This is a genomic window from Desertibaculum subflavum (assembly GCA_003576705.1).
Lineage (GTDB): Bacteria > Pseudomonadota > Alphaproteobacteria > Ferrovibrionales > Ferrovibrionaceae > Desertibaculum > Desertibaculum subflavum.
In genome coordinates this window covers 1-13036 of record QOZS01000088.1, presented here as the reverse complement: position 1 = coordinate 13036, position 13036 = coordinate 1, and the positions used below count along the sequence as shown (strand labels likewise).

General features: G+C 69.1%; 13 protein-coding genes. 6 read left to right on the top strand and 7 right to left on the bottom strand.

Translation table 11 applies throughout. From position 1 onward, the window contains the following. The coding region (locus DT074_RS26360) for a Y-family DNA polymerase (RefSeq protein ID WP_162915258.1) at positions 1-595 on the bottom strand (595 nt) is incomplete at its 3' end. Positions 596-766: 171 nt separating this feature from the next. Between DT074_RS26360 and DT074_RS26355 the strand changes: the two genes are divergently transcribed. The 3 genes from DT074_RS26355 to DT074_RS26345 all read left to right on the top strand — a co-directional run bounded on the left by DT074_RS26355 (position 767) and on the right by DT074_RS26345 (position 2863). After that, positions 767-1294 carry a retropepsin-like aspartic protease family protein gene (locus DT074_RS26355; RefSeq protein ID WP_119422833.1) on the top strand — a complete coding sequence of 176 codons (528 nt, stop codon included), beginning with the start codon at positions 767-769 and terminating at the stop codon, positions 1292-1294. A 33-nt stretch (positions 1295-1327) separates the two neighbouring features. Further along, the gene (locus DT074_RS26350; RefSeq protein WP_119422832.1) at positions 1328-2563 is read left to right on the top strand and encodes a PQQ-dependent sugar dehydrogenase; all 1236 of its coding nucleotides are present in this window, start codon (positions 1328-1330) and stop codon (positions 2561-2563) included. A 111-nt stretch (positions 2564-2674) separates the two neighbouring features. Continuing rightward, a complete protein-coding gene (locus DT074_RS26345; protein WP_119422831.1) occupies positions 2675-2863 on the top strand; it encodes a hypothetical protein in 189 nt (62 codons plus the stop codon). On the opposite strand, the gene DT074_RS26340 is transcribed toward DT074_RS26345, so the two are convergent. From DT074_RS26340 to DT074_RS26325, 4 genes are all read right to left on the bottom strand, one after another. Next, the gene (locus DT074_RS26340) at positions 2860-3594 is read right to left on the bottom strand and encodes a hypothetical protein (protein WP_119422830.1); all 735 of its coding nucleotides are present in this window, start codon (positions 3592-3594) and stop codon (positions 2860-2862) included. The two genes, DT074_RS26345 and DT074_RS26340, sit on opposite strands and share 4 nt — an antisense overlap. Positions 3595-3638: 44 nt before the next feature. Then, a complete protein-coding gene (locus tag DT074_RS26335) occupies positions 3639-4187 on the bottom strand; it encodes a histidine phosphatase family protein (RefSeq protein ID WP_119422829.1) in 549 nt (182 codons plus the stop codon). A 2-nt stretch (positions 4188-4189) separates the two neighbouring features. After that, entirely contained in the window at positions 4190-5014 is an 825-nt protein-coding gene (locus DT074_RS26330; protein ID WP_119422828.1) for an MBL fold metallo-hydrolase, read from the bottom strand. A gap of 88 nt (positions 5015-5102) precedes the next feature. Continuing rightward, complete coding sequence (locus tag DT074_RS26325; protein ID WP_368744924.1) at positions 5103-6266, bottom strand: M20 aminoacylase family protein; 1164 nt, start codon at positions 6264-6266, stop codon at positions 5103-5105. A 151-nt stretch (positions 6267-6417) separates the two neighbouring features. Between DT074_RS26325 and DT074_RS26320 the strand changes: the two genes are divergently transcribed. Next, entirely contained in the window at positions 6418-7566 is a 1149-nt protein-coding gene (locus DT074_RS26320; RefSeq protein ID WP_119422826.1) for an MFS transporter, read from the top strand. A 91-nt stretch (positions 7567-7657) separates the two neighbouring features. After that, positions 7658-8098, top strand: coding sequence for a GcrA family cell cycle regulator (locus DT074_RS26315; RefSeq protein WP_119422825.1), 441 nt, complete (start codon positions 7658-7660; stop codon positions 8096-8098). Between the two features lie 166 nt (positions 8099-8264). On the opposite strand, the gene pgi is transcribed toward DT074_RS26315, so the two are convergent. Both pgi and DT074_RS26305 read right to left on the bottom strand, forming a co-directional pair. Then, positions 8265-9914, bottom strand: a complete 1650-nt coding sequence (gene pgi, locus DT074_RS26310) for a glucose-6-phosphate isomerase (RefSeq protein WP_119422834.1) — start codon at positions 9912-9914, stop codon at positions 8265-8267. Next, positions 9914-10795, bottom strand: a complete 882-nt coding sequence (locus DT074_RS26305) for a 2-dehydro-3-deoxygalactonokinase (RefSeq protein ID WP_119422824.1) — start codon at positions 10793-10795, stop codon at positions 9914-9916. The genes pgi and DT074_RS26305 overlap by 1 nt, the downstream gene beginning before the upstream one ends. 118 nt (positions 10796-10913) lie before the next feature. Between DT074_RS26305 and DT074_RS26300 the strand changes: the two genes are divergently transcribed. Next, positions 10914-12887 carry a PhoX family protein gene (locus DT074_RS26300; RefSeq protein WP_119422823.1) on the top strand — a complete coding sequence of 658 codons (1974 nt, stop codon included), beginning with the start codon at positions 10914-10916 and terminating at the stop codon, positions 12885-12887. The last annotated feature ends 149 nt before the right edge of the window (positions 12888-13036 follow it).

The window sequence follows — 13036 nt, the reverse complement described above, 5'->3', positions numbered from 1 at the left end:
GCGGCAGCGCGGCGAGCTCGCCGACCGCGCGCAGGCCGACCCGCGACAGCGCCTGCACGGTCTCGGGCGGCAGGCGCAGGGCACCGAGCGGCAGCGATGCCAGGGCGGCCGCGGTTCCGCCTGCGGCCACGCTGCTGCCGGCGCCGAAACGCGCCACCGCCCAGGCGGCACCCGGCGTATCGGCCACCGCGGTGCGCGCGGCGATGCCGGCCGCCGTGAGCCGTCGGGCAAGGTCGGCCAGCAGCGCCGCCTCGCCGCCGAACAGATGGGCGACGCCGGTGATGTCCAGGCGGATGCCGTCCTCGCCATCGGTGGCGGTCCAGGGCGCGTAGCGGCCGCACCAGTCGGCAAGCTCCGCCAGCCCCGCCTGGTCGGCGGCCGGGTCGGCATCCACCACCACCAGCCCCGGCTCCAGCGCCCGGGCATCGGCCAAGGTCATGCCCGGCACGAGGCCGAGTGCCGCCGCCGCGACGTCGACCGCGGTCAGCCGGACGCCGCCCTGGCCGGAAGCGATCAGGACCAGCGCCTCCGCCGGCGGCGCAATTCCGGCGCGGCGGCGCGCCCGCCGCCAGCGGTCGGCCGGCCAATGCGGCAACCAGATCGCCAAATAGCGGCGGCCAGGATAGCTACGGCCTGATGAGAACATAATGGGAACAAAATAGCGCGGCCGGCGATCCGGAGCAACCGCCCCATCTCACCCCTCTCAACCGGCTGTTAGGCGGACTCGCGCTGGAATGGTCCCTCGTTCGCTAAACGGGAGCGTTGCATGCTGGCCTGGGCGATCCGCCTGCTGGCGCTTTGGGCCTGCATTGCCGTCGTCGGCTATCTCGCCGTGACGGAGAACTGGCTGGCGCGCCCTGGTGAGCCGCCGGCCGCCGTCGCCGCCACTGCCGCCCAACCCGCCTCCGGCGGCAAGCGATCGGTCGGCAACAGCATGACCATCCCGGCCGATGCCTCCGGCCACTACCTCGTCACCGCGCATGTGAACGGCACGCCGATCCGCTTCCTGGTCGATACCGGCGCGACCCTGATCGCGCTGACGCCGAAGGATGCCCAGGCGGCCGGCTTCGAGCGCGACCAGCTCGACTTCTCCCGCCCCGTCCACACCGCCAACGGCACCATCAAGTTCGCGCCGGTCAGCCTGCGCGAGATCCGGCTCGGCGCGCTGGCGCTGAACGACATCGACGCCGCGGTGATCGGCGCGCCCGGCGGCATCTCGCTGCTCGGCATGAACTTCCTGAAGCAGCTCGAATCCTACGAGATCCGCGACGGCAAGCTCACGATCTGGTGGTAAGCCGGCACTACCGGCGAGTGGTAAGCTTGCCGCATGCGCCTGTCCGTTCCGTCGCTCGTCCTCGCATCGCAGATTCTGCTCGCGCCATCGGCACATGCGCAGCTCGAAGAGGACCGGATCGGCCGGCGGATCGTGATCGAGCCGGACAAGCTCGCCGCGCCGCGCGCGACGCCGAGCGTCAGCAACTCGCCGCGCACGGTGAGCCGGCCCGCCGGCACCAGCCTCAACCTGCCGCCCGGATTTCGCGCCCAGCTGTTCGCCGAACGGCTGAGCCATGCCCGCTACCTCGCGGTAGCGCCGAACGGCGACGTGCTGCTGGCGGAGAGCCGCGCCGGCAAGATCACCCTGCTGCGCGACGCCGATGGCGACGGCGTGGCCGAGACGCGCACCACCTTCGCCGAGAATCTCGACACGCCGCACGGCCTCGCGCTGCGCGACGGCCATGTCTATGTCGGCGAGTTCACGCAAGTTCGCCGCCTGCCCTATCGCGTCGGCGACACTCAGGCCGCGGGGCCGCCGGAGACGGTGACCGCCGAAGGCACGCTCGCCCGCAGCCGCGGCGGCCACTGGACGCGCAACATCGTGTTCACCGCCGACGGCGACGGATTCTTCGTCTCCGTCGACAGCCGCAGCAACACGCAGGAAGAGCCCGAGCCCCACGCCACGATCCAGCATTTCCGCGCCGACGGCTCCGGCCAGACAACCTTCGCGGCGGGCCTCCGCAACGCCATCGGCATCGCGCTGCATCCCGCGACCAAGGCACTCTGGGCGGTGGTGAACGAGCGCGACGGCCTGGGCGACGGCCTCGTGCCCGACTATCTCGCCGAGGTGAAGCAGGGCGAGTTCTTCGGCTGGCCCTATGCCTATATCGGCCCGCATCCGGATCCCGATTACGGCCGCCGGCGGCCCGACCTGGTGGCGCGCACCAAAGTGCCGGAGGTGCTGTTCCGCTCGCACTCGGCGCCGATCGGCCTCGCCTTCTATGACGGCGCCATGTTCCCGGCCGAGTATCGCGGCGATGCCTTCGTCACCCTGCAGGGCTCGTGGAACGCGGCGCGGCCGACCGGCTACAAGGTGGTGCGGGTTCGCTTCCGCGACGGCCGGCCGGTCGGCGACTACGAGAACTTCGCGACGGGTTTCCGGCTCACCGGCACCAGCACCGCCATCGTCTGGGGCCGGCCGAGCGGGGTTGCGGTGGCGCGAGACGGCGCGCTGCTGGTGGCCGACGATACCGGCAATACGGTGTGGCGGATCAGCTACGGCGGCTAACCCACGCTGCTATCACCCATTCTTGTGACGCGAGTCACTGCGCCAACGGGGCGCAGCAAATATTTAAGTTCGGACCGCTAGTTAAGAGAGCCGATGCGAGCCGTGAACCTCATGCTGCAAGTCCGTCCCCTGCTGCTCCGGCGCCTGCTGCTGGTGCTGTTCGCCGGTCCGATCCTGATCCTGACGGCGATCGGCCGCGCTGTCGGCGCTACCCGCCTCAGCGTGCAGCGGCTGTGCTGGTCGTTCGACAGCGCCTGGGCCGACCGCGAAGTCGGGCCGCTCGAATCCACCGCCGGCTAAATCACTCCCACCGAACCGATCGCTTGCCTGGCCGCGGCCAGCGGGGCGCCCGACTTGCTCAGCACCGTCTCGGCGACGGTGCTGGTGAAGCGGGAGAGTTCGGCCTTGGGCTTCGCCGCCTGGACCGGCGTCAGCGACAAGCGCTGCTGCACGTCCCGCAGGGTCGCCGAATTGGCTTCCGTGCCGAACAACGCCGGGTAGCGGCGGGCCGCGTCCGGGAACAATTCGGTCGCCGAGGCGGCAGGATTTGCCGCCTGCAGCCGACTGAATCTTGCCGCCCTGTCCGGACCGAGCAGGTGGGAGAGGTAGAGCTCGCCGTCGGTCGGCGCACGACCAAGCTCGCCCTGCAGGACCTTGGCGTGCTCGGTCGCCAGGTGCTCCGCCATGACGCGGGCGACCGCCGGATCGTCGCGCAGCCGCAGGATCTCCTGGCCGAGATCGGGGTTGCGGGCCTCGCGGGCGCCGTTCGCGTCGGTCAGGATTCCCTCGGCCAATTGGCCCAAACCGTGGCCGGCGCCATAGGTTTGGACGAGGCGGAGCCAGGTCTGGTCATCGAAGCGGAACGGGGTCTTGGGGCTGCCCTGGACCTGATCGGCGGGCGTGCCGGGCAGGCGGGCGATCTCGCGCAACATCGGGCCGAAGCCCGTTCCCTGGCGCGCCGCGGCAGCCGCCACGGCGGTGCGGATAGGGCTCTGCACGGATGTCGAATTCAGCAGCGAAGCAACGGCCATCGGCAACCTCCGCCCACTCCGTAGCAGGAGGCGTGCCAACCGAGTTAACGGATCGTTGTCTCCGCCTCGGCGCCGAACTGGACCACCCGGAGCCGGGCGCCGTCATGTTCCAGCACGGTCTCCGAGCAATAGTCCGGCCGGAACACGATCACTCGGTCGTCGTCCATGGCGGCGCTGGCTGCCGCGTTGATGGCGATGAAATGGGAGAAGGCGACGGTGTCGGCCGGCATCGCCAGCAGTGCCCGCACCACGTCGTCGCGCCAGGCGCGGAGCTCGTCCGCCTGCTCAGCCCAGCGGCCCTGCATCACCTGGGCGAGCCATGTCGCCCGCTCGGCCAGCGCCAGGCCGGGCGACGGGATCTCGGCGATGCGGGGCTCGATCCGCGGAACGGCCGACCAGGCCCTGGCGAGCGGCGCCGCGGTCTCCTGGGTCCGGCGCAGCGGGCTCGCCGCGAGCGCGATCGCCGGCCGGCCGGTCCAGCGCGCCGCCACCGCCTCGGCCTGCTGGCGCCCGAGATCGTCGAGGCCGGGATCGACCGCCTCGCCGAAGCCGGCCGCCGCGCGGCCATGCCGGATCAGATGGATGCGCGGCATCGCTAGAGCAGGTTGAGGCGCATGTTCTCGCGCGCGACCAGGGCGTGCGGCCACATCTGCCGCGCCTCCGCCTCGAGGCGCTCCATGAACAGGTCCTCGTGGTCGGGATCGTGGTGGAAGATCATCAGCATCTTCACGCCGGCCTGGCGGCAGAGCCGCACGCCTTCCTGCCAGGTGGAATGGCCCCAGCCGATCTTCCCCGGGAACTCGTCGTCGGTATAGGTGGCGTCGTAGATCACCACATCGGCGCCTTCGATCAGGGCCAGGATCTTCTCGTCCGGCTTGCCGATCACGTGCTCGGTATCGGTGATGTAGCAGACCGACTTGCCGCGGTATTCGAGGCGATAGCCCGTGGCGCCGTCGGGATGGTTGAGCGCGGCGGTGCGCACCTTGATCGAGCGGCCGATGTTGAACTTGTCGCCGGCGCGGAAATCCTCGAAGTCGAGCTTGGCGCCCATCACCGCGAGCGGCACCGGGAAGGTCGGGTTCGCCATCTGCGAGGACAGCACGGTGCGGATGCCGCCATGCGCATGCAGATGGCCCGCCATGATGTGGAAGTGGCGGTCCTTGCGGAAGGCCGGCGAGAAGAACGGGAAGCCGTTGATATGGTCCCAATGGGTATGCGACAGCAACAGGTGCGCGCGGCGCAGGTCCTTCTTCAGGAACCAGTGGCCGAGATTGCGGATGCCGGTGCCGGCATCGAGGATGATGCGCTCGCCGCCCATGGCGATCTCGAGGCAGCTGGTATTGCCGCCGAAGGCGATGTGGCGCGGGGACGGCGTGGCGATGCTGCCACGGACCCCCCAGAACTTGACCTTGAAGCTCATGCGCCGCCTCCCGGCCGGCGCCGCCCGAAGGACAGCGCCGCCACGGCCCAGTCTAAGGCCCCGCCGGAGAGCGGCGAGGTGATCGCCGTCACGCGGCGCGGGCTCCGTCGAGGCCGGCGCCGGCCTTGGGCAACAGCCGCTCGACCAGCCGAACCCAGTAGCTCGCGCCGACTTTCAGCGCGTCGTCGTTGAAATCGTAGCGCGGGTTGTGGACCATGCAGCCGCCCTCGGCCCCGGTGCCGTTGCCGAGCCAGACATAGCAGCCGGGCCGCTCCAGCAGCATCCAGCCGAAATCCTCCGAGCCCATGGTCGGCGGCTTGTTGCGCAGCACGTTGTCCGTGCCGATCGTGTCGGCGGCGGCGAGGGCCGCGATCTCGGTCTCGTCGGCCGAGTTCACCGTCGGCGGATAGCGCCGGTCGTAGCGCACCTCGGCCACGGCGCCGTGCGCCTTGGCGATGCCCTCGCAAAGTTCCCGGATCCGCCGTTCCATCACGTCCTGCACCCTGGTCGAGAAAGCCCGCGTGGTGCCGCAGAGCTCGACCGATTCCGGTATCACGTTGGTGGTAAACCCTCCGTTTATCTTGGTTACGCTCAGCACCGCCGGCTCGATCGGGTCGACGTTGCGCGCCACCACGGTCTGCAGCGCCAGCACGATCTCGGCCGCGATCGGCATCGGGTCGATGCCCTTGTTCGGCATGGCCCCGTGGGTGCCGGTGCCGACGATCTTGACGAAGAAGAAATCGGCCGAGGCCATCATGGCGCCGGGCCGGAGCGCGATCTTGCCGAGCTCGATGCCCGGCATGTTGTGCATGCCGTAGACGCTTTCGACCGGGAAGCGCTCGAACAGGCCTTCCTGCACCATCACCCGGCCGCCGGCCTCGTTTTCCTCCGCCGGCTGGAAGATGAAGTGGACGGTGCCGTTGAAGCTCCGGCTCTCGGAGAGCGCCTGCGCCGCGCCGAGCAGCATGGTGGTGTGGCCGTCATGGCCGCAGCCATGCATCTTGCCGTCGTGGCGCGAGCGGTGCGCGAACTCGTTCAGCTCGACGAGGTCGAGCGCGTCCATGTCGGCGCGCAACCCGATGGCGCGGTTGGAATTGCCGGAGCGGAGCGTGCCGACCACGCCGGTCTTGGCGAGGCCCCGATGCACATCCAGGCCGAATGCCTTGAGCTTCTCGGCGACGAAATCGGCGGTCTTATGCTCCTGGAACGCCGTCTCCGGATGCGCATGCAAATGGTGCCGCCAGGATCGCATCTCACCCGCTAGCGCAACCACTCTGTCGACCAACGGCATCGTCTGACGCTCCCCGCAAAGCCACCACGCGAATCGACGATAATGGCTGCCCCCAAGGCTGTCCATGCAACCCCGGGCCGTGCGGCCCGCGGCCCGGTGCTAGCGTCGAGCCATGCCGCTGCCGAGTCGCCTGTCGCTGTTCTACGCTGCCTTCTTCGCCGCTGGCGGCGTGATGATGCCGTTCTGGCCGCTCTGGCTGGAGGCACGCGGGCTCTCGGCGACCGAGATCAGTATCGTCATGACGGCGGCGCTCTGGGTCCGCGTCGCCACCACGCCGCCGATCGCCAACTGGGTCGACCGCACCGGCCGGCGCTCGCTGGCGCTGATCGGGCTCTCCTGGGCGGCTGCCGTGGCCTTCGCGCTGCACGGCTTCGCCTTCGCCTTCCTGCCGGTGCTGGTGATCGGCGCACTGCACGCCATGTTGCGCGGCCCGGTGCTGCCGCTCGGCGACAACATCATCATGCTGCTCTCGGCGCAGCACCGGCTCGATTATGGCCGGCTCCGCGTCTGGGGCTCGGTCTCGTTCCTGACCGCGACGCTCGCCGGCGGCCTCGTGCTGCGCGAGCGCTCGGCCGACCTGATCCTGGTCGCGGTCGTCGTCCTGCTGGTGCTGGCGGCGCTGGCAGCGCATGCCCTGCCGCCGCCGGCAGCCGAGCCGGCGAAGGCACGCCGCGCGCCGGTGCTGCGGGTGCTGGGCAACAGCACGATCTGGCTGTTCCTGCTGTCCAACAGCGCGACCGCCGCGAGTCACGCCATGTTCTATGCGCTCGGCAGCGTGCACTGGCGGTCGCAGGGCCTCGACAAGTTCGAGATCGGCCTGCTCTGGGGCGTCGGCGTCGCGGCGGAGATTGCCGTCTTCATCTGGGGCCGCCGCATGGTGGAGCGGCTCGGCCCGGCCTGGCTGCTCCTGATCGGCGGCGTCGTGGGTGTACCGCGCTGGACGGTCACCGCCGGCACGGCCGATTTCGGCCTGCTCTGCCTGATGCAGGTGCTGCATGCCGGGACCTTCGGCCTCGCCCATCTCGGCACCATGTTCTTCATCGCCCGGGCGGTCCCGCCGGAGGTCTCGGCCAGCGCCCAGGGCGTTCAGTCGACGGCGGCGGGCGGCATCGGGCTCGGCCTAGCGACGCTTGCCTCCGGGCCGCTCTATGCCCGAGTCGGGGGGGATGCCTACCTCGCCATGGCGGCGCTGAGCGTGCTCGCGGCACTCGCCGCACTGGCCCTGATGCGCCGCTGGGATGGCCGCATTCTACGAATCTAGGCTCAATATCTAGTAGATTCGCCTTGATGGAAGACTAAGGAAGCCGCTATCTTGTGTGTGACCTTGGAGGCGCACACAAGGAGTGGGAGAAATGCAAGAATCGGCTTGGTCGGAAGAGCGCATCGTTCAGCTCAGGGCCCTCTGGTCCGAAGGTCTGTCGACCGCCGAGATCGGACGCCGCCTCGGCATTTCCAAGAACGCCGTGGTCGGCAAGGCGCACCGCCTGCACCTGCCGGCGCGCCCCTCGCCGATCCGCAACCCGCCCGCCTTCCGCTCGATGCCGCGGCGCCTGCACGCGCCGCCGCCCCCGCGGGTGATGATCGAGCCGCCCCCGCCGCCGAAGCCGGAGCCCGCCAAGGTGGTCGCCCGCATCAACTACAAGGGGCCGACCTGCCAGTGGCCGCTCGGCCATCCCGGCCAGGCCGGCTTCCATTTCTGCGGCGATCCCTGCGCTGCGGGGAAGCCCTATTGCGCCGGCCATGCCGCCCGCGCCTATGTCGGTGGCAAGTCGCGCGACGACGCCGCGGCGTAGATCGGACGCTTCGCCGATCGCTGGGGGTGTGGGGATGACGCCGCATCCCCGCGGGAGTTTGGGGCTGTCAGCTCGAAAATACTCCGACCCCGACAAATTGACCCGCAGAAACAGATATTTATAGCAAGGTGTTAAGGAGAAATAATAACCAGGCTGCCCACGACTATTAAATCTCCGCCCATCGCCGGGTCGTTGCGATGATATTCTCAGCCGCTGCTTCAGTGGAGGTTCTCTTAGTATCCTGCTGCCACACTTGCAGAATCGATCCAGCGAGCTGCTTACCGAGTTCGACGCCCCACTGGTCGAACGAGTTGATACCCCAGATACAGCCCTGGACGAAGACCTTTTGCTCATAGAGCGCGGTCAGGGCGCCCAGTGTATACGGATTGACCTCATGCAGCAGAAGGGTGTTGCTCGGCCGGTTGCCGGGAAACAGCTTGTGCGGCAGCAAGCTTTCGAGCGCGCCACCGGCAAGGCCCTGGGCGACGAGTTCCGCCCGCGCCTCGGCTTCCGTCTTGCCGCGCATCAGCGCCTCGGCCTGGGCCAGCGCATTGGCAAGCAGCAATTCGTGATGGTTGCCGATTGGCTTGCGGCTCCGGGCCGGCACGATGAAATCGACCGGGATCACCCGCGCGCCCTGATGCAGGAGCTGGAAGAAGGCGTGCTGGCCGTTGGTCCCGGGCTCGCCGAAGATCGCCGGCCCGGTCGGCGCCGGCACGGGCCGGCCGTCGCGGGTCACCGACTTGCCGTTGCTCTCCATGTCGACCTGCTGCAGATGCGCCGGGAAGCGCGACAGGCCCTGGTCATAAGGGATCAGCGCAAGGCTGGCGCAGCCGAGGAAGTTGGCGTTCCAGATGCCGATCAGGCCGAGCAGGACCGGCAAGTTGCGGTCCAGCGGCGTCGTGACGAAATGCCGGTCCATGGCATGCGCGCCGGCCAGCATCTCCTCGAACTTGTCGATCCCGATCGCGAGCGCGATCGGCAGCCCGATCGCCGACCACATCGAATAGCGCCCGCCGACCCAATCCCAGAAGCCGAACATGTTGGCGGTGTCGATGCCGAAGGCGGCGACCGCCTGCTCGTTGGTCGAGACGGCGACGAAGTGGCGCGCGACAGCGGCCTCACCGAGGCGCTCCACCAGCCAGGCCCGCGCCGTCTGCGCATTGGCCATGGTCTCCTGCGTCGTGAAGGTTTTGGAGGCGATGACGAAGAGCGTCGTCGCCGGGTCGATCGCATCCAGGGTCCAGCCGAGATGCGCGCCGTCCACATTGGAGACGAAATGGGGCTTGAAGCCGGGCCGGCGGTCGGCGCGCAGCGCCTCGACCGCCATCTGCGGGCCCAGGTCGGAGCCGCCGATGCCGATATTCACCACCGTATCGATCGGCTTCCCGGTGGCGCCGCGCCACTCGCCGGCATGGACGGAGGTCACGAAGCGTCGCAGCCGGGCCAGGACGGCGTTCACATCCGGCATCACGTCGCGGCCATCGACCAGGATCGGCGTGTTGGCGCGGTTGCGCAGCGCGACATGCAGCACCGCGCGGCCCTCGGTCGCGTTGATCTTCTCGCCGGCGAACATGCGGCCGCGCCAGGCTTCGAGATCGGCGGCGCGCGCGAGGTCGAGCAGCAGCGGCAAGGTCTCGGCGGAGATGCGGTTCTTCGAATAGTCGAGCAGCAGCTGGTCATCGAAGCCGGCGGAGAAGCGCTGGAAGCGGCCGGGATCGGCGGCGAAGAGATCGCGCATCTGAACGTCCCGCATGGATGCGGCGTGCCGCTCGAGCGCCTGCCAGGCCGGGGTCCTCGTGATGTCTGCCTGCATCATGTCACCTTCAACGCCCGACCGATCCGCCAGAGCCCCGCCGCCGCGAGATCGGCGTCGTGCACGATCGCCCGGATGCCGAAGATCGCCAGTGCCTGGGCATACCGGTCCGCCAGTCCCGTGCCGGCCAGAACATGCACCTGGGAAGGTGGCGCAACCGTGAAGACTTCGTGGCCGATCAGCAACCCGGAGAGATAGGACGGCAGCGCGACGCCGGCGAGGTCACCGGCCAGCACCGCCGCACGCGCGCCGAACAGCTGGTGCAGCAGCCCGTCGCCCTCGCGCGCCCGGCCGATTCCGGCGGCGAAGGCGCGGTCATCCGGCGGGCCCTCCGCCGCCACGCGACCGATCATGCTGCGGTTCAGGATCAGGTCGTACATCTCGCCGGTCATGTGGGTGGCGAAGCCGCGGATTGTGCCGCCCGCGACCTCCGCCCATTTGCTGTGGGTGCCGGGCAAGCAGATCGTGGCTGCGCTGTCGCCAAGCGTCGCCATCAGCCCGATCAGCTGGGTCTCCTCGCCACGCAGCACGTCGGCGCGGCCCTGTGCATCGCGGGCGATCAGGCCCGGCACGATCCAGGCCTTGCTGGCGCCCGGCGCTTCCACCGGCATCGCATACGCGGCGATGCGGGCCGCGTCGGCCGGGCAGGCAAGATAAGGCGCCTCGACCCAGCCCTGCCGGCTGCCGACCATGCCGGCCAGCACGACAGGCCCCGCCGTTTCGCCGAGCCAGTCGCCGATCTCGCGTTCCAGCACGAGCGGAAAATCGGCTGCCTGCAGCATGGCCACGCCGAGCGCGGCCTCGCGGCGCGCCAGGACGGCGCCACCGTCGCCCAGGCGATAGGCGCGGAAGCGGCTGGTGCCCCAATCGACGCCGATCATGGCGCGCCTTGCGGGGATGCAGCCGTCACGCGTTCGTCATCGATGCGCAAAGGTCCGGTCACGCCGCCGGCCTAGCAGATATAGTCACATCCTCCAAGGCAGCGACGAGAGCCTCGCCATGCCGGCCGCGACCGCCTCCCCTCCGCACGAATCCGTTCCGGAAAACTTCGACGCGTACCAGGCGCAGGCCTGCAGCAACCCGCGCGCCACCGAGCAGGCGATCGGCGAGCTCATCGCCGCCCGGCTCAGCCGTCGCCACGCGCTGCAGGGGTTGCTTGCCGGCGTCGCCGCGGGCGCGCTCGGCAGCGGTCTCGGCGCGCGCGACGCCGAGGCGGCCGGCCCCTCCTCGCTCGGCTTCGCCGAACTGCCGCTCGGCCTGGATGAGACGCATCATGTCGCCGCCGGATATGAGGCGCAGATCCTGATCCGCTGGGGCGATCCGGTCATCGCCGGCGCGCCAGGCTTCGATCCGGCCAGTCTCTCCGCCGCCGCGCAGGAAAAGCAGTTCGGCTACAATTGCGACTATATCGGCTTCCATCCGCTGCCCGCCGGATCGCGCGGCGGCGATCACGGACTGCTGGTGGTGAACCACGAATACGTCAACAGCAATCTGATGTTCGCCGGCCTGGGCTCGGGCCGCAATGCGGCGCTGCAGACCAACCTGCCGCAGGTCGAAGTGGAGCTCGCGGCGCACGGCATATCGGTGATCGAGATCCGCAAGAGCGGCGGCCGCTGGGCCCTGGTGGAAGGCAGCCGCTATGCCCGCCGCATCACCGGCACGACGCCGATGACGATCAGCGGGCCGGCGGCCGGGCACACGAAGCTGAAGACCTCGGCCGATCCGACCGGCACCAAGGTGCTCGGCATGCTGAACAACTGTGCCGGTGGCATGACGCCCTGGGGCACCGTTCTCACCTGCGAGGAGAACTTCAACGGCTATTTCGGCGGCAACACCGCGAGCCTATCCGATGCCAAACTGTACGAGCGCTACGGCATCGACAATACGCCCTGGTATTCCTGGCCGAAGCACATCGACCGGTTCAACGTCGACAAGGAGCCGAACGAGCCGAACCGGTTCGGCTGGGTGGTCGAATTCGATCCCTACGACCCGGACTCGGTGCCGGTGAAGCGCACGGCGCTCGGCCGCTTCAAGCATGAAGGTGCCACCTATGCTCTGGCACCGGATGGCCGAGTTGTCCTCTATCAGGGCGACGATGAGCGCGGCGACTATGTCTACAAGTTCGTCACCGCCCGCGCCTACGACCCGAACAATCGCGCCGCCAATGCGAACCTGCTGGACGAAGGCACGCTCTATGTCGCCCAGTTCGCAGCCGATGGCAGCGTCAAGTGGCTGCCGCTCAAGCATGGCGAAGGTCCGCTGACGGCGGAGAACGGCTTCGCTTCGCAGGCCGACGTGCTGATCAACACGCGCGGCGCCGCCGATGCCGTGAAGGCGACGCCGATGGACCGGCCCGAGGATGTCGAGACCAATCCGGTCACCGGCCGCGTCTACGTCATGTTGACCAACAACACGAGCCGGAAGCCCGAGCAGGTCGACAGGGCCAATCCGCGCGCCAGCAACGCGCATGGCCATGTGATCGAGATCGTGCCGCCGGTGAAGGACGGCAAGCTCGATCACGCGGCGACCGAGGCCAAATGGGAGATCTTCCTACTCGCCGGCAAGCCCGGCATTGATGCCGGCGCGCGCTATCACCGGCTGACCAGCGAGAACGGCTGGCTGTCCTGCCCGGACAATTGCGCCTTCGACAGCAAGGGGCGGCTGTGGATCGCGACCGACGGCGCGCCGGTGGCGGCCGGCATCGCCGACGGCGTCTGGGCCGCCGACACGTCGGGCTATGGCCGCGGCCTGTCCAAGCACTTCTTCCAGGCGCCGACCGGCGCCGAGGTCTGCGGCCCCTGCTTCACGCCGGACGACCAGACCTTGTTCCTCGCCATCCAGCATCCCGGCGAGGATCCGGGCTCGACCTTCGAGAAGCCGTCAACCCGCTGGCCCGACTTCAAGGCCGACACGCCGCCCAGGCCCTCGGTGATCGCCATCACCAAGACCGGCGGCGGCGCAATCGGCACCTGAGCTCCGGCTTCCTCGCCCTTGGCGCGATCCACTAGAGCGTTTCACGATTTGGTTGAAGCGTATCCGGCATTGGCGAAGTAGCTCTGACATTCGACGGGTGTGATGGCTTCGACGAGGTCGCCGATGTGGCGCCAGGTGTCCTCGACGGT